The organism is Luteimonas abyssi, from assembly GCF_001482195.1.
GTDB lineage: Bacteria > Pseudomonadota > Gammaproteobacteria > Xanthomonadales > Xanthomonadaceae > Luteimonas > Luteimonas abyssi.
Map to the genome: position 1 here is coordinate 1,996,966 of NZ_KQ759763.1, position 23,928 is coordinate 2,020,893.

Annotated in this window: 22 protein-coding genes; 10 read left to right on the forward strand and 12 right to left on the reverse strand. The window is 66.7% G+C overall.

The genetic code is table 11. The annotated features are described in order from the left end of the window. Positions 1-23: 23 nt before the first annotated feature. The 7 genes from tssG to RG19_RS08395 all read right to left on the reverse strand — a co-directional run bounded on the left by tssG (position 24) and on the right by RG19_RS08395 (position 6,849). Entirely contained in the window at positions 24-1,109 is a 1,086-nt protein-coding gene (gene tssG / locus RG19_RS08365; RefSeq protein ID WP_058834875.1) for a type VI secretion system baseplate subunit TssG, read from the reverse strand. Then, positions 1,073-2,908 carry a type VI secretion system baseplate subunit TssF gene (gene tssF / locus RG19_RS08370; RefSeq protein ID WP_058834876.1) on the reverse strand — a complete coding sequence of 612 codons (1,836 nt, stop codon included), beginning with the start codon at positions 2,906-2,908 and terminating at the stop codon, positions 1,073-1,075. Before tssF ends, tssG begins: the two co-directional genes overlap by 37 nt. Positions 2,909-2,917: 9 nt before the next feature. Then, the gene (gene tssE / locus RG19_RS08375; protein ID WP_058834877.1) at positions 2,918-3,403 is read right to left on the reverse strand and encodes a type VI secretion system baseplate subunit TssE; all 486 of its coding nucleotides are present in this window, start codon (positions 3,401-3,403) and stop codon (positions 2,918-2,920) included. Between the two features lie 144 nt (positions 3,404-3,547). Beyond that, positions 3,548-4,045 (reverse strand): Hcp family type VI secretion system effector, encoded by a 498-nt coding sequence (locus tag RG19_RS08380; protein WP_058834878.1) that lies wholly within the window; start codon positions 4,043-4,045, stop codon positions 3,548-3,550. 147 nt (positions 4,046-4,192) lie between these two features. Beyond that, the gene (gene tssC / locus RG19_RS08385; protein ID WP_058834879.1) at positions 4,193-5,680 is read right to left on the reverse strand and encodes a type VI secretion system contractile sheath large subunit; all 1,488 of its coding nucleotides are present in this window, start codon (positions 5,678-5,680) and stop codon (positions 4,193-4,195) included. 5 nt (positions 5,681-5,685) lie between these two features. Then, positions 5,686-6,192: a type VI secretion system contractile sheath small subunit gene (gene tssB, locus RG19_RS08390; protein WP_058834880.1), complete on the reverse strand. Its 507-nt coding sequence runs from the start codon at positions 6,190-6,192 to the stop codon at positions 5,686-5,688. A gap of 39 nt (positions 6,193-6,231) precedes the next feature. After that, positions 6,232-6,849, reverse strand: a complete 618-nt coding sequence (locus tag RG19_RS08395; protein WP_238376608.1) for a hypothetical protein — start codon at positions 6,847-6,849, stop codon at positions 6,232-6,234. A 315-nt stretch (positions 6,850-7,164) separates the two neighbouring features. Between RG19_RS08395 and tssJ the strand changes: the two genes are divergently transcribed. From tssJ to RG19_RS08435, 10 genes are all read left to right on the forward strand, one after another. Beyond that, positions 7,165-7,725 (forward strand): type VI secretion system lipoprotein TssJ, encoded by a 561-nt coding sequence (gene tssJ, locus RG19_RS08400; RefSeq protein WP_238376609.1) that lies wholly within the window; start codon positions 7,165-7,167, stop codon positions 7,723-7,725. Positions 7,726-7,906: 181 nt separating this feature from the next. Then, positions 7,907-9,253: a type VI secretion system baseplate subunit TssK gene (gene tssK / locus RG19_RS08405; RefSeq protein ID WP_058834882.1), complete on the forward strand. Its 1,347-nt coding sequence runs from the start codon at positions 7,907-7,909 to the stop codon at positions 9,251-9,253. Further along, the gene (gene icmH, locus RG19_RS08410) at positions 9,250-10,038 is read left to right on the forward strand and encodes a type IVB secretion system protein IcmH/DotU (RefSeq protein WP_058834883.1); all 789 of its coding nucleotides are present in this window, start codon (positions 9,250-9,252) and stop codon (positions 10,036-10,038) included. The genes tssK and icmH overlap by 4 nt, the downstream gene beginning before the upstream one ends. A 7-nt stretch (positions 10,039-10,045) precedes the next feature. Further along, positions 10,046-12,658 (forward strand): type VI secretion system Vgr family protein, encoded by a 2,613-nt coding sequence (locus tag RG19_RS08415; protein ID WP_082672564.1) that lies wholly within the window; start codon positions 10,046-10,048, stop codon positions 12,656-12,658. Then, entirely contained in the window at positions 12,655-13,611 is a 957-nt protein-coding gene (locus RG19_RS08420; RefSeq protein WP_058834884.1) for a DUF4123 domain-containing protein, read from the forward strand. The genes RG19_RS08415 and RG19_RS08420 overlap by 4 nt, the downstream gene beginning before the upstream one ends. Continuing rightward, complete coding sequence (locus RG19_RS08425; RefSeq protein ID WP_058834885.1) at positions 13,608-16,688, forward strand: T6SS effector BTH_I2691 family protein; 3,081 nt, start codon at positions 13,608-13,610, stop codon at positions 16,686-16,688. The genes RG19_RS08420 and RG19_RS08425 overlap by 4 nt, the downstream gene beginning before the upstream one ends. Positions 16,689-16,716: 28 nt before the next feature. Continuing rightward, positions 16,717-17,397: a hypothetical protein gene (locus RG19_RS08430; protein ID WP_058834886.1), complete on the forward strand. Its 681-nt coding sequence runs from the start codon at positions 16,717-16,719 to the stop codon at positions 17,395-17,397. A 214-nt stretch (positions 17,398-17,611) separates the two neighbouring features. Continuing rightward, positions 17,612-18,106 carry a hypothetical protein gene (locus RG19_RS17580; protein ID WP_157515209.1) on the forward strand — a complete coding sequence of 165 codons (495 nt, stop codon included), beginning with the start codon at positions 17,612-17,614 and terminating at the stop codon, positions 18,104-18,106. Between the two features lie 104 nt (positions 18,107-18,210). After that, positions 18,211-18,555, forward strand: a complete 345-nt coding sequence (locus RG19_RS17585; RefSeq protein WP_157515210.1) for a hypothetical protein — start codon at positions 18,211-18,213, stop codon at positions 18,553-18,555. 132 nt (positions 18,556-18,687) lie between these two features. Further along, the gene (locus RG19_RS08435) at positions 18,688-19,356 is read left to right on the forward strand and encodes a hypothetical protein (RefSeq protein WP_058834887.1); all 669 of its coding nucleotides are present in this window, start codon (positions 18,688-18,690) and stop codon (positions 19,354-19,356) included. Between the two features lie 45 nt (positions 19,357-19,401). Here RG19_RS08435 and RG19_RS08440 read toward each other — a convergent pair whose 3' ends face one another. From RG19_RS08440 to RG19_RS08460, 5 genes are all read right to left on the reverse strand, one after another. Next, positions 19,402-19,869 carry a hypothetical protein gene (locus RG19_RS08440; RefSeq protein WP_058834888.1) on the reverse strand — a complete coding sequence of 156 codons (468 nt, stop codon included), beginning with the start codon at positions 19,867-19,869 and terminating at the stop codon, positions 19,402-19,404. A gap of 2 nt (positions 19,870-19,871) precedes the next feature. Next, entirely contained in the window at positions 19,872-20,069 is a 198-nt protein-coding gene (locus RG19_RS08445) for a PspC domain-containing protein (RefSeq protein ID WP_058834889.1), read from the reverse strand. Between the two features lie 137 nt (positions 20,070-20,206). Then, a complete protein-coding gene (locus RG19_RS08450) occupies positions 20,207-21,277 on the reverse strand; it encodes a class III poly(R)-hydroxyalkanoic acid synthase subunit PhaC (RefSeq protein ID WP_058834890.1) in 1,071 nt (356 codons plus the stop codon). Between the two features lies 1 nt (position 21,278). Then, positions 21,279-23,042 (reverse strand): class III poly(R)-hydroxyalkanoic acid synthase subunit PhaE, encoded by a 1,764-nt coding sequence (gene phaE, locus RG19_RS08455; RefSeq protein ID WP_082672565.1) that lies wholly within the window; start codon positions 23,040-23,042, stop codon positions 21,279-21,281. Between the two features lie 149 nt (positions 23,043-23,191). Further along, a complete protein-coding gene (locus RG19_RS08460; RefSeq protein WP_058834892.1) occupies positions 23,192-23,812 on the reverse strand; it encodes a CDP-alcohol phosphatidyltransferase family protein in 621 nt (206 codons plus the stop codon). Between the last annotated feature and the right edge of the window lie 116 nt (positions 23,813-23,928).

Genomic DNA, 23,928 nt, shown 5'->3' on the forward strand with positions numbered 1-23,928 from the left:
CTTGATGCGTCCCAGAGAAGGCGCTAGTGGAGTGTGTGGAGTTCGTAACGGGTATCGGCGCGCGGCCCGTCGGCCGCGCGCGTGCACAGATAGCTGTCCCAACCGAGACGGACGCTGCCGTCGTCGAGACTGGCGCCGCGGACATCCTCGGCACGCAGCATCAGGCGCACGTCGTACTCGAGCGTGGAACCGACCAGCAGCGTCAGCCACTTCGACAACGCGGCCGCGGCGTCGCCACCGGGCAGGAAGGCATCGAATGCCTCGCGCCGCAGCGGGCCGATCATCAGGCGCATGCGCAGATCGCGCTGCCAGACGCGATCGCCCGCCAGCGCGGTGGAGCCCAGGCGCGCATTCGCGGTCCCCAGGCGGCTGGCCTGCTCCGCCGGCACCTTGTACCAGGCGCCGACGAACTGCTCGACCTTGATCGGTGTGGCGAAGTAATCGGACAGAAGGCGCTGCAGCGACATGGCCGAGACGGGCCGCTGGCGGATCGCGCCGGCGTAGTAGGCCACGGCCTGGTCGAACACGTCGCCCTGGCCGTCGACCATGCGATCGCGCAGCCCCGGCACACCCAGACCCGACAACGAGAGCACCAGCGGCAGGAAACGTTCGCGGCGATCGAGTTCGTACTGCAGCGCCAGCCGATACTTCTTCCAGGCTGCGTAGTGCTGCGCGACCATGCGGGTGGTGAAGATGTCGAGGAACGCGCGCGCCGCGCGGTCGCGCCGGTACAGCTCGCGATCGGCCAGCGTCTCCGTGTAATGCAGCGGCAGCGCGCCGGTGCTGCCCAGCAACCCCATGAACGCGGGGGTGAAGTGCACCTGTCCGATCCGACGTTCGGCCAGCGCTGCCTCGAGCGCCTCGGCACCTTCGATCGGCTCGCCCTTGTCGTCGAAGACGAACGCATCGCTGAGCTCGCTGGCCGGAAACGCCAGCGACAACGTATTGAGAAAGCGCACCCGCGCCGGCAATGCATCGCCGGTCTTGACGCCTTGCCGGTGGAACAGCTGCTCGATCAACCGCATCGCCTGGAAGAATCCGAAGCGTTGCGGCTGTTCGGCGAGCTGCCGGATCAGACCAGGGTCGATTCGCCGCTGCGCGCTTCGCATCGCACCAGCTCCTCCCCGTTGTGGGCCGACAGCAACACCAGGCGGGTGAAACTGTTGGCGTGGACGTACAGACCGAAGAACCGGTCCATCACCTGCGCGAAACCGGCGATGCCGCTGCCGACGAAGTTGTTCTCGTCGAGGGTCAGCCGGATCTCGACGCCACGGACCACCGAAGCGAAGTGCTGCCCGGCCAGCCAGGCGGTGGTCGGCACATGCTCGATACCGACGATGCCGTCGATCTGCCGCCGCGACACGTCGTTCGACGCCAGGTCGTACAGGCGCAGCATTTCCTTCAATGCGGGCAACCCGGCCTCGGTGAGCGACAGGTGGTTCAGCGACAGATGCGAAATCAACCGCCACTGCGCCCCACGTCCACGCCGGAAACGCAGCGGCGCCGACGGCTTGCGCAGCAACGCGATGCTGCGCGCGGCCGACCCGCCTTCGATGGTGAGATCGCCACCCGCCACGCCATAGGTGAGCTGCGAAGGAAGCTCGCGGTTGCTGCAGGTCAGCTCCACGCTGACCACGTCGGTCTTGGGCACCACTGGGTTGAAATCGAGATCCACGAACGAAAGCTCGGTCTCGAAGCCGGGGCTGGTGCGCTCCAGGTCCTCGTCGCGACGGGCGACCCAGTAATGGCCGGCGCGTTCGGGATCCTCGCCGTGATGCAGCGAATAGAACGGACGGAAGGCCTGGATCTGCTCGCCCTGCGGGGTCTGGCGGATGCGCACCACCGACTCGATGGCATGGACGTCGTAGGCGAACGCACGGCGTGCATCGGGGAGCACCGAGTACCGATCGGCGCGATGGGTGATGCGGATCGGCTCGCCGCGCTGACGGAACAGATTGACCACCGGCGTGCAGCCGGCCAGCAGATGCTCGCGCCCCAGCGCCTCCAGCACGCGTCCTGCGGCGTGATCCGGGCCCGCCGCACGCAGCACGAGATGCAGGGTGAAACGCCGCTGCGCACCGTCGCTCACCGCAGCCAGGGGCAGATCGAAGAACCCGAACTTGTCGGGAAACGCGAAGAATTCGGTCAGCAGGCGATAGGCCGGATGCGAACGCTCCGGGAACTCGATCAGCGCATCGGCCTCGTCCAGGCCCGCCGGCTGCAGCGGATTGCCCTCGAGGCGCCGCCAGCGGCCGATGTTGTCGGCTTCGACGTAGGCCGCGACAGCCTGCAGCGCCAGGGCGTCGCGCAGGGCGGCACGTAGCGAAGGCTCACCATCGGCGAACAACCGCAGGACCTCGCCGCGGAGATCGGCGAAGGAGACCTGATCGGATGCGAGCTCGAAGGTCAACGAGATCTGGGCCCCACTGTGGGGCGGCAGCATCACCGCCATCGGCGCCTGGGCGACGCCCAGGTAGCGTGCCGACACCAGAGTCAACGGCAGCAGATCGACATCGAACGTGGAGCGAAAGCGGCACGGCACGCCGCGGACAGGGCGCGACTGCATCGACGTCCCGCGCGGAATGCGGACCGGCCCGCTCAAGCGCGCCGCCGCCGGGCCGAGGTCGAAGTGGGCGATGGAACAGGACGGAAACGCGCGCAGGTAATGCGGGTACATCACCTCCAGCAGCGCGTCGGTGAACTCGGGGTAGTCGTCGTCGATCTTCTTCGACACCCGCGCGCTCAGCAGCGCGAACGACTCGATCAGGCGCTCGACATGCGGATCTTCGCTGCCCTCGGCCGACAGCAGCAGCCGGTTGGCGATTTTCGGATAACGCTCGGCGAATTCGCGCCCGTAGCGACGCAGATAGGCGAGCTCGCGCTCGTAGAACGGCAACAGGTCCTGCACGCGCCCCCCTTAGGCAGCCTGCCGGCGCAGCCGGCTCACCGAGTACTGCAGCGTGGTCGGCTGCAGCATGGCATCGAAACTGATGGGCTCGCGTGCGGGATTCACGTCGAGCATGCCGTGGATGGTGAAGTGCAGGCCGGAGCCGGCCTTGTTGCCGCTGTCGAGCTGCACCTGCACATGGTGAAGGCGCTTTTCGTGGCGGGCGATGGCACGCTCGAGCGACCGGCAGATGGTGGCGCGGTCGTAGGCGCTGGCCAGGCTCATCGCCGCGAAGTCGCACAATCCGTAGGTCATCAGCGAACGCTGGCACTCGGGAAACGCGGCCAGGTCTTCCTCCGTGAAGGCGCTGCGGCTGTTGAGCAGCCCTTCCAGATCGCGAGCCACGGATTCCTTGTACTGCTCCAGCGACACGGGGCGAATCACACCGATACCCGACGGATTGCGCGGTGCGTCGTCGAACAGTTTTTCCAGCAGGCTCGGTTCGAGTCCCTTCATGTCCTGGCGTCCTGGGCGCGGCCATCCGCGCGTATGCGTATCGGGCGGCGGAAAGACCGCCTGGCGGGCGCATCCATGGCCCGTCGCTGGATCCGGCAAATGCGGTGGCGCCCTTCGGCACCACCGCAAAACCACCGCGAAAGATTACGCGGTGTAGTTCGGCACGTTCTTGATGGCACTCCACTGCGCCACCGTCTTGCCCCCAACGCCGCCTTCCGGCTTCTGCTGGTTGTAGGTCCAACGGATGGCACCGTAGCTCAGCTGCACCACTTCCTGCGGCATGCCCTCATCGTCGACCGTGGTGGTCACGCGATGCACGAGGACATTCAGCAGTTCGACGGCGTAGTAGTTGATGGCGTTGCCGTCCTTGTCGGCGCGCATGAACTCGATGCGGGCCTTGGGGAAGGTGGTGCCGTTGGCACACGCCTGGTTGAGCGCGGTGGTGGAGAGGTCGATCGACTTGACGATCTCGATCGGCGACAGGTTGACGCGCGCGGCGGTACCGCCACCGGAGGTGGAGGCCGTGGCCGAACGCGGCTGGAGCAGGTCCTGCGAGAAGGATTTGATTTCGATCCAGTCGACGTGCTTGTCGTCGCGGGATTCGCCCTTGATCGTGTCGATGCTCAGGAATGCGTGCTGCATGGTCTGGTTTTCCTTGTTCCGTTCTTCCGTGAGTAGGGACGCCGGACACCCGTCCGACGCGTTGTTTGCGACCGCCCGCGCATGCGGGCGGCTGCGTCATGACTGCAAACTGCGGGATCTTTCGTCCCTTGACGCTTCGAAACGCCGTTACGACTTCTTGGCACCGGCCGGCAATTCGGCCACCAGTCGCAACGACACGGACAGCTCGTCGAGCTGGAAATGCGGCCTGATGAAGGCCACCGAGCGGTAGACGCCGGGCTTGCCCGGGACTTCCGAAACCTGGATGGAGGCTTCGCGCAGCGGGTACTGCGCCTTGGCTTCCTGGGAGGCGTTGTCGTCGAGCAGCACATACTGCGCGATCCAGCGATTGAGGAATTCCTCGACATTGCCGGCCGACGCGAAGCTGCCGATCTTCTCGCGCATCATCGCCTTGAGGTAGTGGGCAATGCGTGAGACCGCGAACATGTACTGCAGTTGCGCCGACAGCATCGCGTTGGCATTGGCCGCATCGGTGTTGTACTTCTTCGGCTTCTGCGCCGACTGCGCACCGAAGAAGGCCGCGTAATCGGTGTTCTTGCAGTGCACCAGCGGGATGAAGCCGAGATCGCTCAGCTCCTTCTCGCGGCGGTCGGTGATCGCGATTTCGGTCGGGCACTTCAGCGCGACTTCGCCGTCGTCGGTACGGAAGGTGTGGGTCGGCAGATCCTCGACCAGACCGCCGCCTTCCACGCCGCGGATCGCCGCGCACCAGCCGTAGTCCTCGAAAGCACGGGTCAGACGCGCGCCCATCGCGTAGGCGGTGTTGCACCACAGGAACTTGCTGTGGTCGCTGGCGTCGACATCCTCGACGAAGTTGAATCCCTCGACGGTGGTGCCGTCCTTCGGGTTGTACGGCAGACGGCCGAGGAACCGCGGCAGGGTGAGACCGACATAGCGGCTGTCCTCGGCGTCGCGGAACGACTTCCACTTGGCGTACTCGACGGTGTCGAAGATCTTCGCCAGATCGCGCGGCTTGCCCAGGTCGGTGAAGCTCTCGAGACCGAACATGTCTTCGGAGGCGGCACTGATGAAGGGCGCGTGCGCCGCGGCGGCCACGTGCGACATCTGCTCGACGAAGTACATGTCCTCGGGCTGACGCCCGATGGCGTAATCGCCGATCAACGCTCCGAAGGGCGCACCACCGAAGGTACCGAACTCTTCCTCGTAGACCTTCTTGAACAATGCGCTCTGGTCGAAGTCGATCGCGGACTTGAAGTCGCGCACGATGTCCTTCTTCGGCGCGTTGATGACCTTCACCTTCATCATCGTGCCGGTCGAGGTCTGCTGGCAGAGGTAATGCAGGCCGCGCCAGGTGCTCTCGAGCTGCTGGAACTCCGGCGCGTGCATCACCGCCGACAACTGCTCGGAGATCAGTCGGTCGAGTTCGGCCACGCGCGCGTCGAGCGTCAGGCTGAGGTTCTCGGACACCACCACGGTGCCCTCCATGACCTCACGCGCGAGCTCGGAGATGATGTCCTTCGCCCGACGATGCTCGACCTCGGTCTTGGCGACCTTGCTCTGCTCCACGATCTGGTCGAGCAGTCCGGCTTCCGCTGCCGGTGCCGCGTCTTTCGCGGCCAGGGCTTCTGCGTTCATGCGCCTTACTCCTGCGGTTCTTCGCTGCTGCCGAGCTTGGCCAGCTGCTCGGTGTTGTTGAGCACATCGGTCAGGATGTCTTCGAGCTTCTCGTTGCCGGCGAGCTTGTTGCGCAGATCGGCCAGCTTGGAGCGCGACTCCAGCAGCTTGCGCAACGGCTCGACCTGCTGGACCACGGCCTCGGGCCGGAAGTCGTCGATCGACTTGAAGGTCATCTCGACACCGAACTCGCCGCCCTTGTCGGTGATCTTGTTCGGCACGCGATAGACGGCCCGCGGCGCCATGCCTTCCATCACCTCGTCGAAATTGTCGAGATCGACGTTGACGAACTTGCGGTCCTTGAGCCGCGGCAGCGGCTGCTCGGGATTGCCGCTGAAGTCGCCCATCACACCGACGACGAACGGCAGTTCCTTCTGCTCGATCGCGTCGCCCTTCTCGACGTCGTAAGTCAGCTGGACCCGCGGAGGGCGGATCTTCTGCAGCCGCTTCTGGACACTATCCTTCTTGGACATGGAACGTCTCTCCTGACGATGTTGTGGCGACAGCTGCGATCAGTTGCCGCCGATGTTCCGGAACGGATCCGATGAGGAGGATGAAGACGCCGGCGGCGTCGCGGCCGGACGCGCCTCGTCGTTCGAGCTCGACTGCGACGCCGCGCGCCGCGGCTGCGCCGGCTGGTTGCGTGCGGCGCGCCGCGGTGCCGGGCGCGCCTCTTCGGACTCGCCGAGGATCTGCGGCCCCATGGTGTCGCGCAGCGTGGTGACGAGCGTTTCCGCCTCGCGCCGCGCCGTGGCCGAGGCCAGCGCGCCGCGCCCGCGCAGCCGCTCCAGCGCCTGGTTGGCGATACGGAAGCCGCTGACGGTCAGGATGCCGTCGGCCACCATGTCTTCGGAGTCACGCTGCATCGCTTCTTCGGCCGCGACGACCGCACGCGCGTAGTGGGCGCGATCGAACTCGAGCTGAGCGGTACGGACCCAGGGGTCCTTTCGGGTCGGATCGGCCTTGGCGGCATCCGCGAATGCGATCAGGGCGGTATCGACCTGCCCGGCCTGCACCGCAGCCTCGCCCTGCTCCATCAATCCGGTGTAGTCGGTGACGGTGCGCCCGCCCGACGTTGTCGCACAGGCGGCCAGCAGCGACGCCAGCACCACGACAGAGAGACCGCGCACGGTCTGCGAAACATTCCTTACAGTCATCATGACCCACCCCAAATCGATCCTGATTCTTTCCATCGGTGACGCACGTCCAGATGCGCCACCCACCGCGGATCCGGACACGCCGGGGCCGCTCCCGCGTTCTGCAGGAGCCGGTATAGTAGCCCGCCACCCTTGCGTCAATGCAAGCGCGTATGGTCGATACGCCGTTCCGGCCCCGATAGGACGCCGGGCCACCCCAGCACCGACCCTCATTCCGAGACTCTTCGTATGGACACGAGCACGACCCGCCCCGCGCGATCGCCCCATTCAGCTTTTCTCCGCGCATGCGTGCTCGCGGCGGTACTGGCCTCGACCGCAGGCTGCGCGAGTTCGGGTGGGCTGGTCGACCGCGGTCTGCAGGCGGTCGGATTGCGCGAAGCCAAGCCTGAAGGGCCGCGCACCGTGCCGCTGGAACTGATGGCGGGAACGAATCTGAATGCGGGCAACCGGCAACAGGGGCTATCACTCGTGGTCAAGGTCTACCACCTGCGCGGCACCCAACGCTTCGATCGTGCGCCGTTCGATGCCTTCCTCGACGAGACCCGCGAGCGCGCGGCTCTGGGCGACGATCTCATCGGCGTCGACGAAGTGGTCCTGACGCCCGGCCAGCGGCAGACCCTGCCGCAGGACGTCGGCGACCAGGTCAATGCGATCGGTGTCGTGGCCCTGTTCCAGGCGCCGGCCAGCCAACGTTGGCGCCTGGCGTTCGATACCCGTCACGACGCTATCGACCGCGACGGCGTCCGGATCGGCGCTCATGCCTGCGCACTGACCACCACCAGTGCCTCGTTGCTCACACGCCTGCCCGGCGACGCCGGCAGCCTGGCTTCCGTCCGCTGCCAGCCGTAGCCTTCAAGAGGCGGCCCGAACCTCCTCCGGGGATTGCCTCGGCAGGCGCCCGCTAGTTAATCTTCATGGGCGTCGGACGGCGCACCGTACGCATGCGCTCGACATGCCGCACCGATGGAACGGCGCGACGACGCATGACCCATCAGCAACAAGGGATTGCCGCGTGTCGCATGTCAGTCGGATGTCGAAGGTGTTCTGGGGCGAAGGCCTGTTCCTGCGGCCGCAGCATTTCCAGCGCCAGGACGCCTATCACGAAGCGCGCATCCAGGATCTCGCGCACAGCCTCCATCCGTTTCCGTGGGGCGTCCGCCGTCTCCGCTTCGATCCGCAGAGCCTGGGCAGCGGCAGCGTGCGCGCGCTCGAGCTCTCGGCGGTCTTCGCCGACGGCGAGTCCTACGATGCCCCGGCGCAGGATCAACTGCCCGACGCACTGTCGCTGACCGATCTGCCCGCCGGCGTGCAGGCCACCACGATCCATCTCGCGCTGCCGCTGCTGCGCGAACATGGCGGCAATGCGGGCAACGGGCAGGCGACCGGCGGTTCGTCGCAATCGGCGCGTTATCGGCAGGCCAACCAGCCCACACCGGACCTGTTCACCGACGCTGCCGAGGCCGAACTCGGCTATCTGCACAAGGCCGTGCGGCTGCTCACCGACGACCAGCCTCGCGACGCCTACACCACCATGCCGGTGGCCCGCGTACGCCGGACCGCCACCGGCGGTTTCGAGTTCGACGAGACCTTCGTGCCGCCCGCATTGCACATCCAGGCATCGAGCACGCTCAACCTGCACCTGCGCCGCCTGCTCGATGCGCTGCAGGCGAAGGTGGATGCGCTGTACGGACTGCATCGCGAGCCTTCGCAGAACATCATCGAGTTCCGCTCAGGCGACATCGCCTCGTTCTGGTTGCTGCACACGGCGTCGTCCTCGTACGCGGCGCTGTCGCATCTGTTCCGGCACGGCGACTTCCACCCCGAGCGGCTGCACCAGGAGCTTCTGCGCCTGGCCGGTGCGCTGCTCACCTTCACCAAGGCCTACGGCCTGTCGGATCTGCCGCATTACGACCATGCGCGGCCCGAAGACGGGTTCGACCGCCTGTTCGGGATCATCCGGGAGCTGCTCGACACGGTGATCTCCGCGCGCTATTTCCAGATCGCGCTGACCGAAGTGAAGCCGTCGTTCCATCTCGGGCGCATCGACTCCCAGCGCATCGACGAGAACTGCGCCTTCTATCTCGGCGTGGCCGCCGATATGCCGGCCCAGGAACTGGTCCAGACCGTGCCGGTCCGCTTCAAGGTCGGTGCGCCGGACGATGTCGAGAAATGCGTGCTGTCCGCGCTGCCCGGCGTGAAGCTCACCCATGCCGCGCAGGTGCCGGCCGCCATCCCGGTGCGTCCGGGCAGCTACTACTTTTCGGTGGAGGCACGCGGGCCGCTGTACGAGCGCCTGATCAAGGCGCAGTCGATGATGATCTACGTGCCGGCCGGTATCCATGACCTCAAACTCGAACTGATCGCGGTGGCGCCATGAATTCGCTTCCTCCCGTCCCGGGCGCGATGCCCTCGCTCACCCCGCAGCAGGCGATGCCGCAACCGGGCGTCGCACCCGTCACGCCACGCAGCCTGCTCGACCTGATGTCCGACGGCTTCTATCTGCTGGTGCTGCTCAAGCGCGCTCAGCTGCCTCAGGACGCGGAGGCGTTCGTGCAGTCGGTGCAGCGCTTTTTGACCCAGGTCGAGCGTGGGGCGAGCAAGCTCGGCATCGCGTCGGAAGACGTCTACGCCGCCAAATATGCCTTTTGTGCCGCAGTGGACGAGGCCATCCTGTCGCAGCCTTCCGCATTGCGCGACACCTGGGAGCTGCACCCGCTGCAGTTGCGGCTGTTCGGCGAGCATCTCGCCGGCGAGCATTTCTTCGACCGCCTCGACGACCTGCGTGCGCAGGGCGCACCACGACTGCCGTCGCTGGAGGTGTACCACTACTGCCTGTTGCTCGGCTTCGAAGGCAAGTACCGACTGGAAGGTCCGGAGAAACTCGGTTATCTGACCGCGCGCCTGGGCGACGAAATCGTCTACCTGAAGGGCAAGCGCACGGGGTTCGCGCCGCACTGGCCGCCACCGGACAACGTGCGACATACGTTGCGCCGGGTCGTGCCGTTGTGGGCGCCCGCCCTCGTCGTCGCCTGTTTCGGCATCATCGGATTCTTCGGCCTGCGCGCATGGACGGCGCATCAGACCGAGCAGCAGCTGGCCGACTACAACCAGGTCGTGCAGATGCCCGAACGCACGGCGCATATCACCATCACCCTGCCGTGAGCCCCATATGGACATGCCTGCTCTGGCGCGAAACGCCCTGGCTTCGCTCGCCACCCCGTCGCAGCACGCGCGGCTGATCCAGCTCGTCGCGCCGGTCGACGGCCTGGTCGTCGAGCGCTTCCACGCCACCGAGGCCGTCTGCGCGCCGTTCCGCCTCGACGTCGACGTGCTCGCGACCTCCGCCTTCGTCGACGCCTCGGCCCTGCTCGGCCAGAGGCTGTCGCTGCAGTTGCGCCGCGCCGACGGCGGCCAGCGTAACTGGCACGCCCTGTGCGCCGCCGTCGCCCCGCTCGGCGGCGATGGCGGCCTCGCCCGCTACCGCCTCACCCTCGCCCCGTGGACCGAGTGGCTGCGCCACCGCCGCGATGCGCGCATCTTCCAGGACCTCGACGCCCGCGGCGTCATCGAGGCCGTGTTCGCCGCCGTGCCGCGTGCGGCCTGGCGCTTCGACGTCACCCGCACCCTGCCCGTGCGCGCCATCACCACCCAGTACCGCGAGACCGACTGGGACTTCGTGACCCGCCTGCTCGCCGAGGCCGGCCTGGCCTGGCGCTTCGCGCACGACCAGGATGGCGATACGCAGGACGGCGCGGGGCGTACCCGCGCTGGCGACAGCGGCCAGGACGCTGCCATCGGCCACACCCTGGTGATCTTCGATGCCGAGGCCGAGTGGCCCGAGGCGCAACCGCTGCGCTTCCATCGCGCCGACGCCAGCGAGGCCGAGGACGCCATCACCGCCCTCACCGAGCGTCGCGAGCTCGTCCCCAACCGCAGCACCGTCGGCAGCTGGCACGGCGAGCGCGTGGCCGCGGTCGTCGCCTCCCAGGCCGGCGCCCACGGCGAGGCCGTGCCCGCGCTCGAGGTCTACGTGCAACCGCGCGCCGGCCGTTTCGCCGAGGCCGCTTACGCCGACGACGACGCCACCGCCCGCCTCGCGGCCCTGCGCCTGCGCGGCTGGCAGTTGGGCGGCGCCGGCACCGCCCGCACCCTGGACGCCGGCCAGCCCATCACGGTTCGCCAGCACCCGCGCCACGAAGGCGCCGTGCTGGTGCCGATGGCCGTCGAGCACGTGGCCGTCAACAACCTCGGCAGCGGCATCACCGCCCTGCTCGCCACCGCCGATCTCGAACACGGCAGCTACCGCAACCGCTTCGTCGCCACCCCGGTCGACGTGCCCGTCGCGCCGCTGCCGCACGACCGCCCGCGCGTCCACGGCCCACAGACCGCACGCGTGGTCGGCCTGCCGGAATCGGCGGTCAGTCCCACCCGCGATCACCAGGTGCGCATCCAGTTCGCCTGGCAGCGCGGCGCACAGCCCAATGCCGGTGGCCTCGAAGGCGACGCCCATGCGCCGGGCGACCACACCAGCGGCACCTGGGTGCCGGTGGCCGAGTGGGTGGCCGGCCCCAACTGGGGCAGCCACTTCCTGCCGCGCATCGGCGCCGACGTGCTGGTGGAGTTCGCCCACGGCGACATCGACCAGCCGCGCATCACCGGCCAGCTCTACAACGGCGAGGTCGCCCTGCCCTTCGCCGCCGGCACCGACGGCGACGCCAACCACCCCGGCACCCTCAGCGGCCTGCACAGCCAGGCCCACGACGGCAGCGGTACCCAGCAGTGGGTGATCGACGACACCCCGGGCCAGTTGCGCACCCGCCTGCACACCACCCTGGCCGAGAGCCGGCTGGAGCTGGGCTATCTGATCCAGCACGACGATGCCCGCCGCGGCGGCCTGCGCGGCCAGGGCGTGGAGCTGGCGAGCGCCGGCTGGGGCAACGTGCACGCCGCCCAGGGCCTGCTGCTGTCGGCCAGCGCCCGTCCCGACGGCACCTCGACGCAAATGGACATCGGCGACGCGGTGGCCCAGCTCAAGGGCGCCGAGCGCACCGCCGAGGCGCTCCACGACACTCTGCAGCAACAGCAGGTGCCGGGCTTCGACGCCAATCCCCAGCTCGCCGCGCTGCGCGAAGCCCTCGACCCCGAAGCCGACGGCGCCTACAGCGGCAGCGTGGCCGGCCAGCCTGCGATGAAGCCGGCCGACGGCCGCGAACCGGGCGACGACCCGGTCGAGCGCTTCGCCGATGCCCGGCTGATCGCCGAATCGCCGGAATCGATCGCCTTCGCCACCCCCAAGAGCGCGGTGGCCTACGCCGGCGGCGCGCTGCACCTCACCGCCCAGGGCGATGCGCACCTGGCCGCCGGCCAGACCTTCGCCAGCGTCGCCGGCCAGCACACCGCCCTGTACGCCCACGCCGGCCCGGTGCGCGCCATCGCCGCCAACGGCCCGCTGAGCCTGCAGGCTCACACCGGCGAGCTGGAACTGCTGGCCGACCAATCCGTCACCCTCACCGCCACCGACGAGCGCATCGACGTGCTCGCCAACGAGAAGATCGTCCTGCAGGCCGGGCAATCGCGGGTGGTGCTGGAAGGCGGCGACATCACCTTCGAGTGCCCGGGGGAATTTACGGTCAAGGCGAGCCAGCATCCGTTTCGGGGCGGGGAGAGCGCGGCAATCGCACCGCCTCCGATGCCGGAGGGCCTTCTCGGACGTATGTGCATGCGCAGATCGGATGGCACCTGCCCGCTCGGAGACTGTCCCTGCGGACGCAACGCCGCATGAGAGCGCCGTCCCTCGTCCCCGCCACGACCGCCGCACCTTGCGAAGAAATCGAACGAGACGAGCTCGATCAACGCCTTCGGGAACGCCTGGAACAGTCGGCTCTGCTGTTGGATTCCAGAATCATGGAGGATTGGGCGTATCCGGGCCTGGCGCCTGACGCCCTGGAGTTTCCGCCGGCACCCGAGGTGGAAGACCTGGTGTCGGCCCTCGATGCCGACGCCCCGATGGCGTGGGCATGGGCCAACACCGACATGCGGGGACAGCAGGACGCGGGGCCCCTGCTTGCCGGAGTCCGTAACGACGCACTTCTCGAAGCGTTCTCAGGCCCTTGGGCCTCAGCCGACGGCAGTCTGCTGATCGTATCGGACGCCCCGTTGCAGGCGGTCGCGGACCATATCGGTACTCTCAGGCTGGTCGGCATGCCCGACGGCGGCGAAGCACTTTTCCGATGGAACCCGGCAAAGCTGCGGGGGATCATGGAGGCACTGTCGCCAGCCCGCAGGGCGGTACTACTGGGCCCGGCCCAGGCGATGATCTGGCGGGAGAACACCGGGCCTCGTCACCGCTGGTGGATGGCGCGTAACCCTCATAAGCCCGAAGCGAGATTCGCGGGCGCATCGCGCTTCGTTTTCAGCGCTGAGGAGCTTCAGCGCATCCAGCAGGCTGGCCACCGCCATTTCGTGACCGGACTCGCGTTCGAGCGTCTGGCGTTCCGCAACGACGACGACGAACGCGACACCATCGCGTATATCGAACGCACGGTCGCGAAGCTCAGCGGCGTCAATATTTCGTCGGAAGCGGTCATCCGCGCCATGGCCGGTTTGTTTCCCTGGCGTAGCCAGCCCTTCGACGACGATGCGTTGCTGGGCGCGGTCGCCGACACCCGGCGATCCCCCGAGGATCGCCTCGACGCACTTCGCGCCATGGAAGAGAACGAAAGGACGCAACAATGACCCAGAGCAGCATCGGCAGCGGCGTCGCCTCGCCGCAATGCTCGGAGCGGATTCCGATCATCCCGGTCCGTTACGGCGTGGTGCCGAAGATGGAAGGCGACACGCAGACGATCGCCTACCGGGACGCGCCCTACCGGCTCGAGACCGGCTTTACCGCGATCTCCTCGTTGCGCAGGTCGAAGTACACATTGCGCATGCCACGTCGCGGCTATGTCTACGTGTTCATGAACGGCCCCTGCGGACGCAAGGTCGTGATCCACGAGCACAGTGGTGGCGGCATGTATCACGAGCTGCGGGTGCGCAGCCTCGCCCAGTACCGCTACGGCAACCAGTACGCCGGCAACGGATTCTCGCATCGCGACAACTACCAGGAAGCGGGTGCCGGGCGGTTCACGGTATGGGCGGAGCGCGACGCGACCGAGGTGTGGATCGGGTTCAGTTCCCATCTCTGGACCGACACGCGCATCGCCGAGATCGAGACCAATGCGGGCAAGCGTGCGGAGTACATGCAGCCGCTGGACCTGGCGGAACTGACCGATGGCGCCTCGTCGCCATCGACGCAGGCGGACGTCATGCCGGTCGACGCCATGCGCGAGTGGGTGGAGGAATACAAGCGCGATGCGATGCCCATGGACTGGAGCCACTCCAACGACAGCCCCGCGGCGGAGGCGTCATTCGACACCTTGATGTCGTTCGCAGCAGGCTACCGGCACACCCGCCCCAAGGTCCCCGTGGTGGCGGTGCTGCGCGACGCCGAAGGCATCACGCAGGACCTGGGCGCGATCGCGAATCTCTACGCGCACCAAGTCAACGACATCCGCAATCCGGACGTGGTCCAGCAACGCCCCCGCGGCAGTGGTGGCGCCCAGTTGCCAGCGGCGATGCGGCTGGACGTCGAGTCGCTTCACGTCAACAGCGATCTCTATGTCCGTCGCAACATCGCGGCGACGGTCATCAAGCAGAGTCTGATCTCGTTCTTTCCCGCCGAAAGCTCGCGTGATCCCTGGCAGGAGGCCGGCCAGGACGAAGAACGCTTCTACGACATCCTGACGCGCAACCACCGAGATACGAAGGCGGGAGCGCGCTTCGCCAAGCGGGTCAACGACCCCAGGTACAAGACGTTTCTTCGCCAGCGCAAGGAGGCTCAGCAGCAGATCGAGACCCTGCTCGCGTCAATCGAAGCGGCGGCGGCCGATCATGACGACTGGCTGAAGTCTCTCGAAGCTTCCTGGGCGGGCAATCAGCTGTCGGTCGCCCGCGAACTCATGCGTTACGACCGTAATGTCAAGATTTCCGCGGCGGCGCTGGAATTCGGTATCGCCCAGATGATGGATGGCATGGGCCTCCCGTTGGCCAAACGCGAGGAAAACGATCCCCGGTATCAGCGCCTCGGCCGCTGGGTCAACGATCCTCAGAGCCCGCTTTATCTCGCGCTCGCCGGCTACAAACCCTTCGCGGACGAAAACGTCCACAAAGCGCTATTGACTGCCGCCGACGGCGTCATCGACAGCGCGGGCAAGCAATGGGTCCAGAATGCCGCCACGGCTATCCTTGTGCGTAACGTGTCACAGCTGACCATGTCACGCGTCGTCGCCTTACAACGCGTGGCCGTCGACACCAGCATGACCATGCGTATCGGCGACGCGATCGTCGATGTGGGCGTGCGCCGGGTGATCGGGCTTCTTCGGACACGCTACGTCCTGACCGAGTCCCAGTTCGTCCGCAGCGGCTTTACCAGCGAGGTCCGCTATCTCATCGACAACGATCTGCTGCGACCCGACGCACCGACCCGGTTGAACATGGTGACGCACAACGGACGCAGAGTGCGGTTGATCACCTCGGAGGACATCCGGTTCTCTGCGACCGACAGGATGCCGTTGACCCGGATCGCCGCGCACCTGCGCGGCGGCGTCAACAGCGGCCTGCTTCTGCTCAATGCGGTCGCGCTGTGGGGTGCGGCAAAGAAATCCATGGAGACACCGGACCTGGTCAACTACACCACAGTGGTCTCCAGCGTCGTCGGCACGCTGGGCGCGATTTCCGGCGCCATCTGTTCGGCGCGCGATGTGGTGGTCCGTCGCAACATCGCAACGTTGCGCGCCTTCCCTGGGCAGGCGTTCGAGCGCGGCCTTCTGAAGATGATGCGGGGAAAGGCATTCGGCAAAGCGCTCGGCTGGGGCGGCATCATCATCGATGCCGCCAAGGACGCCCAGTTGATCGCGCGCAGTGGCAATGCCACACAGCAGGCATGGCGCACCACCGCCATGGTCAGCGGTGCGGCGAGTGCGGTATTGATCATGAGCGCTGGCTCGATCGCTGCGGGTGTGACGACCCTTCTCGGTGGCGCGGCCGCATCCGCTGCGATTCCGGTGGTCGGCTGGGTTGTGGCCGTGGTACTGGTGCTCGTCGCAGCCGGTATTTCGATCTGGGCAGCGATGAAGGCCGATGGTGAGAACGACACGCCCATCGAGCGCTGGGCGAATCGATGTATCTTCGGGGCCGGTCGAAAGGACGAGACCGGGGAACCCGTCGGCGAGTACGCGGACCAGACAGCGGAAATGCAGGGGTACTACAACGCGCGCTACACCCCGACCCTGCTCAACGAAGATGCAAGCAAGGAAATCGTGGGCGAGACCGGCGGCAGCGATTACTACAGCCGCGGCTGGTTCACCAGGATCTTTCGCGGGAGCACGCCGGACGTCGCGACCTGGTACGTCCTCCTGCCGGACTACGACATCGCCATCAGCGACTACCGTGGCAACGTCGGCGAGAAGCGCACGCTGGAGTTCGAAGAAACGCAACACGATGTGCCGGCCGTGCTCGACGACGCAGTCGACGCCGAGGCGATCGCGACGGACGAGCCGCTGCTTGCGCAGGACCTCGAGCCGATCGTGGTCACCGCCACCCTGCCGTGGCGTCAATCGTTCTGGCTGACCGATTTCGGCCTCGTAGCGAAGTTCGTCAAGGTCATGGAAGCCGACAGCCCCCGACCGATCCATGCGAATTTCACCTATCGTCCCAACCTCGGGTTCGATCCACGCATGTCGGTGAGCGAAAGCTTCGTGCTTGGGAACTGACGGAGACGATGCCGCGGAGCATGAAGCAATGAAGAACAGGCACTGGACATTCTGGCTGCTGGGCGTGGTCCTTGCGGCAACGGGCCTTGTCGCGCTCGCGCCCGGACTGATGTCTCCCGTGGCGCGGTACTTGGGCATCGACACCGACGGCCTCGGCAGCATCGCCCTGGTGCTGTTTCTGGCCACCTGTTTCTCCACCGGCGTCGCAGTGCTGGTTACACGGTTGGGGCAGCGCCCGGCGGTCGCAGTGACGGCGGGTGCGCTGTGCTTCGCGCTCTGCATCGTCCTGTGGCCGACCAGGATCACGGTGCACAAGGATCCAGAGGCCGGCCGCAGCGCCGATGCGGGGTTCTACGTGTACCGCCCCTTCTGGCGAGGCCCTTACCCACGCACGCAGCTGCACGAAATCCACATCGGGAATCTGGAGGAGTACCGGAACACCGGCAGTGAATGGTTCGGCGAGACGCTAATCGTCACCCGGGCCGATGCGTCGGACGATCCGGCCTACGGCTGGCAGGACGTCCCCACCCTGCCCAACCCGGGCTGGAGCGAAGCGGACATCGACGAAGTTCGCGGTCGCAGTGATTACTACGCCTGCATCGACCGCCACGAACGCAGCGTCGGCCCGTTCACCCGGGTCGATCTCGTGACCCCGACGTTCCATGCCGACGCGTTCCGGCGCCTGTGCACGCCGGTTGCCGCGAAGTAACGGGTCAACGACGGGATCAGGCTGGGACTAGCAGCTCCACCGTCTGTCCAGACGGTTTCAAGGCGGTCAAGAAGGTAGATCTCAGGCTTGGCTGGAGCCGATTCTGATGGAAGTGAAATCCAGTGCTCTGGCCCGCAGATCTGCGCACGCGCGACTCCTCCTGGTATCGCTCATGGCAACTACCTCCTGTCAGGCACAGAATCGAGACAAGATCATGGCAGCCGAGATCGAACCGAGCGTCTTCGCTTCCGTTGAAGTCAACATCGAAGGCCCGGTCGACTGCACGCCGCCGCGCCCGTCGAGCCCAGAATGGACGGGTATTCTGTTGAGCGCACCCGATCGGGTCAGGAGTAACGGCACGCCCTCCCTTGTCGTTCCCCTCTGCGTGCGCGCGGTCCTTCCCGTCATTGTTCCGGCGCCTCCCATGACGATCGTCGCGATCGACCGCGCGAAAGGAACTCGTTACACCGGCCCTGCATTCCCCCACCCTCTTCCGGAGCAGGCGGACGATAGCACTCCCAATCCGATGCCTCCGCCTCTCCGTGCTCAGCACGAGGTCGAGGGAATGACAGCCGAAATCGCTTTCACTGCGGATCTGGTCGGCTCAACAAAGATTCCGGGCGATGGTGTTTTCGACGTTCACATCGAGCGCGGCGGAATCACTTCTGAACCAGTGGCTGTTGAAATCGAAATGAACGCTCAGCCTTGACCGGCCTTCTTTCGAGCTGCGCTTCCTCATCGTGACGCCGTGGGGCCAACTGCAGGGTCTCTCTGATCAACAGATGCCGCAGTACGTCCTCCCATTATCGTCGCTTGCCCGTCAAAGGCCACCAGCTTGGGGCATCCCCCGCGGTCAAATACCGCAACCAACACGTCGAAACTCTACTTTTGAAGGAGCTTTTAGAGCTTCCGGAACTCAGCATCGGTAATCTGGAAGACCATCGCGAGACCGGCAGCGAATGGTTCGGCGAAACGGTGGTCACCACCCGCGCAGACGCATCGGAAGATCCCGAGTACGGTTGGAAGGACGTCCCCACGCTGCCCAGCCCTGGATGGAGCGAAGCGGATATCCACAGACCCGGGAGCGAAGCGATTATTACGCCTGCCTCGGCCGTCGCGAGCGTACGTTCGGCCCCTTCAGCCGGATCGACATTCTGACCCCGATCTACCACGCAGCGGCCTTAAGGCACCTGTGTAGGCCCATCCAGCCTCGTTGAAGCGACACGCCTGCTGTTGCGAAAGTCTGATTCGAGAACCCATTGTGCTCGGGAACTGATCGCTCGGCGCCCTATGAGAACGACTCCTCTACTCATCATTTTCATCCCCATTCTTCTCGTCGCTGCGGTAGGGACGCTGGCACCCGGCCTGCTCTCGGGACTGACCTCAAGCTATGGAATTGATGATCGCCAAGGGGTGGCGGGTGTCTCGCTCATTGCGTTCATCGCGTCGTGCTTGGCCATCGGCGTCGGCATCTTGCTTCTTCGTTTCGGGCGGAGACCCGCCATCAGTGTCGCCGCCGGCGTTGTGTGCTTCTTGCTGACGACGGCCCTCTGGCCCGTCTCGGTCAGCATCTCCAAACGAGCCGACGAAGAGGGGAATGTGGACTCCGGAACCTTCGTTTACCGCGCGATCTGGAAAGGCCCCTACCCGCATATCGAACGAGACGATATCCAGATCAACGAGATCGACCGGTTCGAGCAGTCCTCGGGTTGGCTCGGCAAGACCGAGCTCTACATCCTTGTGGACGCGTCCGAAGGTGCCGCATATGGATGGGAGAACATTCCCCAGTATCCGAATTCGACTTGGAGCGAGAGCGATATCACCGAAGTCCGAGGGCATGGTGGGATCTACTCGTGCCTCAACAGGCGTGAACGCACATATGGCCCGTTCACCAACATCGAATTGGTGACACCCACGTATCACCCGGCTGCATTCCGCAGACTGTGTGCTCCGAAATGATGCGGGCAGCGAAGTAGCTTTGATCGCAGCACGCATGGCCGCTATCTACGGCGTCGGCCACGGCCACCATCCCCGCCCGGTCAACGCATAGCGATCCGCGGCGCGTTCGAAACGGTTGCGCACATGGATGCCGCCGCATACGAAGTACAGCGGCAGGAACAGCGGGCCCAGCACCATGTACTGGTAGACATGCGCGCGCTCGTGGTCGCCCAGGCGCATCTCCGGGTGTTCGCACAGGCCCGCCCGCTGCGAGTAGCTCGTGCAGGGCACATCCAGGGTGTCGGCCGTGGCGAGGATGACGTTGCCCAGGGTCATCGCACCGCCCGGGCCCCACGGGTAACGGAAGAAGACCCAGGCGCGATCCCGGGACGACCAGCGCATGCGGGCGCCGCGCAGCACCCCCGCTACCCCGGCAACGAGCCCGACCAACGTATTGGGCGCCGTCCACAACATGCCCGCACCCAGCGCGACATGCCGCCCCCACGACGGCCCGGACGGCATCCGGGCCGACATGTTCAATCGCCTTCCGGCATCACCAGCCACAGCACCAGGTAGACGAGAATGCCGGGGAACGCGGCCGACAGGGCCGACACCACGATGTAACCCACGCGAACCCAGGTGGGATTCCAGCCGAAACGACGCGCGACGCCGCCCAGTACGCCAGCGATGACACGGTCGTTGATGGAGCGGGACAAGGTGGTCTGGGCGTTCATGGTCGGTCGTGTCCGGGAAAATCTGGCTCGAGTCTAGCGCCGGGAGGCCAAGGTCGTGTGGAGACCGCGCATCAGCCCCGCGATCGTGCGCCAAGTCCGCGCGCGAACATGCGCAGTGCCGCCGTCTCCGCGTGGAATCAGCCCGAGCGCGCGCGCAGCCAATCGTGGATCGCGGCCGGCACTTCCTTCTGCGCGCGCCCGGACACGTAGATGCCGATATGGCCCCCGCGGAACGACAGCTCCTGGTAATCCTCGCTGCCGACGAGATCGCGCAACGGCCGCGAAGCCGACGGCGGCACCAGGTGATCCTGCTCGGCGTAGATGTTGAGCACCGGCATTTCGACCATCCCCAGGTGGACTTCCTGCTCGCCGATGACGATGCCGCCACGAACGAAGCCGTTGCCCTGGTAGAACTGCTTGATGAACTGGCGGAATGCTTCGCCTGCCTGGTCCGGCGAATCGAAGATCCACTTCTCCATTCGCAGGAAATCCTCCACCGCCTTGCGGTTGTCGAGGATGTCGACCAGACCCACGTACTTCTGTACGAACAGGCGCCACGGCTTCAGCGTGAGGTAGCACAGGTTCATCATGTCGGCCGGCACGTTGCCGAGCGTGTCGACGAACAAGTCCACGTCCAGCTCGCGCGTCCAGTTCGCCAGCATGTTGTCGGGCGTGTGGAAGTCGACCGGGGTAACCATGGTGATCAGGTTGCGCACGCGGTCGGGATGCAATGCGGCGTAGCACAGGGAGAACGCGCCGCCCTGGCAGACGCCGAGGAGGTCCACCGCGTCGATGCCGAAGCGCTCGCACAGGTGGTCGACCGCGCCGCCCAGGAAGCGCTCGATGTAGTCCTCCAGGGTGAGGAAGCGGTCGGACCGGTCCGGATAGCCCCAGTCGATCACGTAGACGTCCTCGCCCAGGGCGAGCAGGTTGCGCACCAGCGAGCGGTCGGCCTGCAGGTCGACCATGTAGGGTCGGTTGACCAGCGCGTAGCAGATCAGCAGCGGCGCGTTGCCGGTGGGCGTGCCTTCGCCCCGGAACCGGTAGAGGACGGTCTTGCCGTCGCGCCAGACTTCCTCGCGCGGTGTGGCGCCGAAATCCGTGTCACCCAGCGACTGCAGGGTCTGCAGACCGGCGCCGAGCTGGCGCTGGACCCGCACCGTGTCCTCGATCAAGGTGTCGAGGCCGATATCGAGCGGACCGTTCATGTCAACGCCTCCCCTTGCCGGTCTTCAGCGGTTGCGGCGCGGTGGGCATCGCCTCGGCAGCCGAAAACAAGTCGGCTTGCCCCCGGCGTGTGGGAGGCGAAGCCGCCTTGCGCGCCGTGCGTGCAGGCGCCGCCGCCTTCGGCGCGGCCTTGCGGGCCCGTTGGACAGACGGCCGCTTTGCCGGCTGGGCTTTGCGGTGGCGCGGCGCCGCGGTCTTCTTCTTCGCAGCACGAGTGGCCGGCGCAACTTCGGCCCCGCCGTCCTGGCCGGCGATACGGCTGCCCCGCGGCACATCCGCCGCCTTGGCAGCCGTCGCGGATGCACGCGTGCGGGCGCCCCCCGGCGCCTTGCGCCGCTGTCCTGACTCGGCGCGGGAACGCGATGCCGCGCGGGTCGTCGCCGCAGCGGCTTCATCGGCCGCTCGCGCATCGTCCGCATCCCTTGGTCCGATCGCGCGAGCCGGCGCCTTGGCCGACTTAGCGGCGGTCGTTTTCTGCGTCGAGGCGCGGCTCGTACGCTTCGTCGCGGACTTGCGCGCGGGTGACGCGCGCACAGCAGATCGGGTGCCCGTGGCAGCGCCGACGTCGGCTTCTTCCGCCCGCGACGCCGCAGCCTGCGGGGCCACGCGATCCGTACCCGCCCTGCCACGTTCCCGCTGCACGCCGGCCGCATCGACCCCGGCGACGGGGCGCCGCGTCACCGCATCGCGCAGCCGCCGCACCTGGCGTTCGAGCTCCACGATCTTGCGATGCGCACCATCGAGCTCGGTCCGCGTCGGCATATCGAACAACGCACAGACCTGCTCGACTTCTCGCTGCACGCACTGCCGCACCCGCATCTGCGCATCGACAAGTTCGGCGTACACACGTCTGAACTCCGGACCCATTGCAACGGGTGCGTACGCGTCTTCGGCGGCATCGATCCAGAGATCGAACAACGCTCGCGGCGCATCGATGCCGAGTCCCGGCGCCTCGCGCTCGGCGAGCTTGCGCTCGAACCGCTGCAGCGCATCCTCGAGCACCGTCGCCATCAACGCACCGTAGGCTTCGAGCTTTTCCTGGAGCGCGATCTGCGCCGATGCCAGCAGCTGCCAACGCTCCTGGTGTTCACGCGCCACACCGAAGGCCGGCATCCGCAACCAGTCGTGCGCCTGACCACGCAGCGCCTGCAACCACGGCGCGGCCTGATGCATCCACGCCTCGGGCCCCATCGAGCCCGGCTGGCGTTGCGCCATGGCGAACAGCTGCGCGAACGGATTGCCGCCGCCTGCCTGGAGCAGCTGCCGCCAGGCTTCCGCCACATCCGCGGCGCTGTTGTCGCGCCCGGCGAACTGCGCGACCAGCTGCTGCATCTGCACGTACCAGTGGCGCGCCAGCGCATCGAACCGTCCGGCGGCGTCCTGCGCGCCCGCCGGCCCCCGCACCTGCTGCGCCCACCATGCGAACGGATCCTGAAAGGCCCCCGCGGCGGCTCCAGGAACGCCGATGCCCGGCATTCCAAACCCGGCAATCCCCGGCCCCGAAGCCCCTCCACCCGGCAGGCCCATGCCGGGCACTCCCATCCCCGCCGCGGCGCCCATGCCGGGCACGCCGCCGAAACCGGGCATCGAATAAGGAGAGGGCGCTGCAGCCGTCGGCGCCTGGCGCATGCTGTCGGCCCACACGCCCCAGAACCGGCGAGCCATCGCCTCGAAATCGGCGGCAGCCGCGGCGAATCCCTGCGGTACATCCTGCGTCATAAAACCTCCGGGTGTCGTCCCGATCATAGCAATGCACGGCGACCACCCATCGCATGCGGCCAGGCCCGTCTCGCCCGCGCCGGCCCCCTCCGCCGCGGCATCTCAGGGGCCGGCCGGCGGGAGACCGGCAGCGCAATCGGTGACGGAGCCTCCAGTCCTACCCCGGACGCGAGAGCTTAAGGCTTCGGAATCCGCAAGGTCTTGCTGATCATCAAGGTCCCCGATATCGCGAACATCAACACCAGCGGATGCAACTGCCAGGGGCCGAGCTGCCATTGCCCGAACCACACCGCATCGCCGATCCGCCCCTGCCAGGCCGCGATCGCCAGCACCACCACCAGCAGCAGACTGGTGGGAATGGGCGTGCCCTCGAAGTACTTCACCTTGCCCTCGGCGCCGCCCATCGCCTCCGCGGTCACGTTGTAGCGCGCCAGCCGGCTGACCCCGCAGCCGACGAAGTAACTCAGCACGATCCAGTCCCACCCACCTTGCAACCCGCAGGCGTAGGCCAGCGCCGCGGGTGCGACGCCGAAGGAAATGATGTCGGCCAGCGAATCCAGCTCGCGCCCCAGCGTGGAGGCCACCTTGCGCCAGCGCGCGATGCGACCGTCGAGCGCATCGAACACGAACGCCAACGGAATCAGCGCCATGCCGATCATCAGATCCCGGACCACCCCGTCCTGCAGGAAGCGCATCGCCGCGAAGATCGCGCCGGTACCGCAGAAGGCGTTGGCGAGCGTGAACCAGTCGGCGAGCTGGAACTCGCGCAGCATCGAGAAATGGCGGGATCTGGGCATCGCGGCACCGGCGACCGAACGGGAGCTCAGCCTGCCAGACATCGCGTGAACCGGCTGCGTGAGCCTGCACGCCCGTGTACGCCACGACATCCGGGACGCGGGAAGCGGGCAGCTCG

What these genes read in the sequence shown, in the direction of transcription:
- RG19_RS08415 (WP_082672564.1), top strand. Translation starts at nt 10,046, where the DNA reads ATGGACATGCCTGCTCTGGCGCGAAACGCCCTGGCTTCGCTCGCCACC.
- RG19_RS08450 (WP_058834890.1), bottom strand. Translation starts at nt 21,277, where the DNA reads ATGAACGGTCCGCTCGATATCGGCCTCGACACCTTGATCGAGGACACG.
- RG19_RS08445 (WP_058834889.1), bottom strand. Translation starts at nt 20,069, where the DNA reads ATGAACGCCCAGACCACCTTGTCCCGCTCCATCAACGACCGTGTCATC.
- tssC (WP_058834879.1), bottom strand. Translation starts at nt 5,680, where the DNA reads ATGAACGCAGAAGCCCTGGCCGCGAAAGACGCGGCACCGGCAGCGGAA.
- RG19_RS08460 (WP_058834892.1), bottom strand. Translation starts at nt 23,812, where the DNA reads ATGCCCAGATCCCGCCATTTCTCGATGCTGCGCGAGTTCCAGCTCGCC.
- icmH (WP_058834883.1), top strand. Translation starts at nt 9,250, where the DNA reads ATGAATTCGCTTCCTCCCGTCCCGGGCGCGATGCCCTCGCTCACCCCG.
- RG19_RS08425 (WP_058834885.1), top strand. Translation starts at nt 13,608, where the DNA reads ATGACCCAGAGCAGCATCGGCAGCGGCGTCGCCTCGCCGCAATGCTCG.
- RG19_RS08380 (WP_058834878.1), bottom strand. Translation starts at nt 4,045, where the DNA reads ATGCAGCACGCATTCCTGAGCATCGACACGATCAAGGGCGAATCCCGC.
- tssB (WP_058834880.1), bottom strand. Translation starts at nt 6,192, where the DNA reads ATGTCCAAGAAGGATAGTGTCCAGAAGCGGCTGCAGAAGATCCGCCCT.
- RG19_RS08440 (WP_058834888.1), bottom strand. Translation starts at nt 19,869, where the DNA reads ATGTCGGCCCGGATGCCGTCCGGGCCGTCGTGGGGGCGGCATGTCGCG.
- RG19_RS08430 (WP_058834886.1), top strand. Translation starts at nt 16,717, where the DNA reads ATGAAGAACAGGCACTGGACATTCTGGCTGCTGGGCGTGGTCCTTGCG.
- phaE (WP_082672565.1), bottom strand. Translation starts at nt 23,042, where the DNA reads ATGATCGGGACGACACCCGGAGGTTTTATGACGCAGGATGTACCGCAG.
- tssK (WP_058834882.1), top strand. Translation starts at nt 7,907, where the DNA reads ATGTCGAAGGTGTTCTGGGGCGAAGGCCTGTTCCTGCGGCCGCAGCAT.
- tssE (WP_058834877.1), bottom strand. Translation starts at nt 3,403, where the DNA reads ATGAAGGGACTCGAACCGAGCCTGCTGGAAAAACTGTTCGACGACGCA.
- RG19_RS17580 (WP_157515209.1), top strand. Translation starts at nt 17,612, where the DNA reads ATGGCAGCCGAGATCGAACCGAGCGTCTTCGCTTCCGTTGAAGTCAAC.
- RG19_RS08435 (WP_058834887.1), top strand. Translation starts at nt 18,688, where the DNA reads ATGAGAACGACTCCTCTACTCATCATTTTCATCCCCATTCTTCTCGTC.
- tssG (WP_058834875.1), bottom strand. Translation starts at nt 1,109, where the DNA reads ATGCGAAGCGCGCAGCGGCGAATCGACCCTGGTCTGATCCGGCAGCTC.
- RG19_RS08420 (WP_058834884.1), top strand. Translation starts at nt 12,655, where the DNA reads ATGAGAGCGCCGTCCCTCGTCCCCGCCACGACCGCCGCACCTTGCGAA.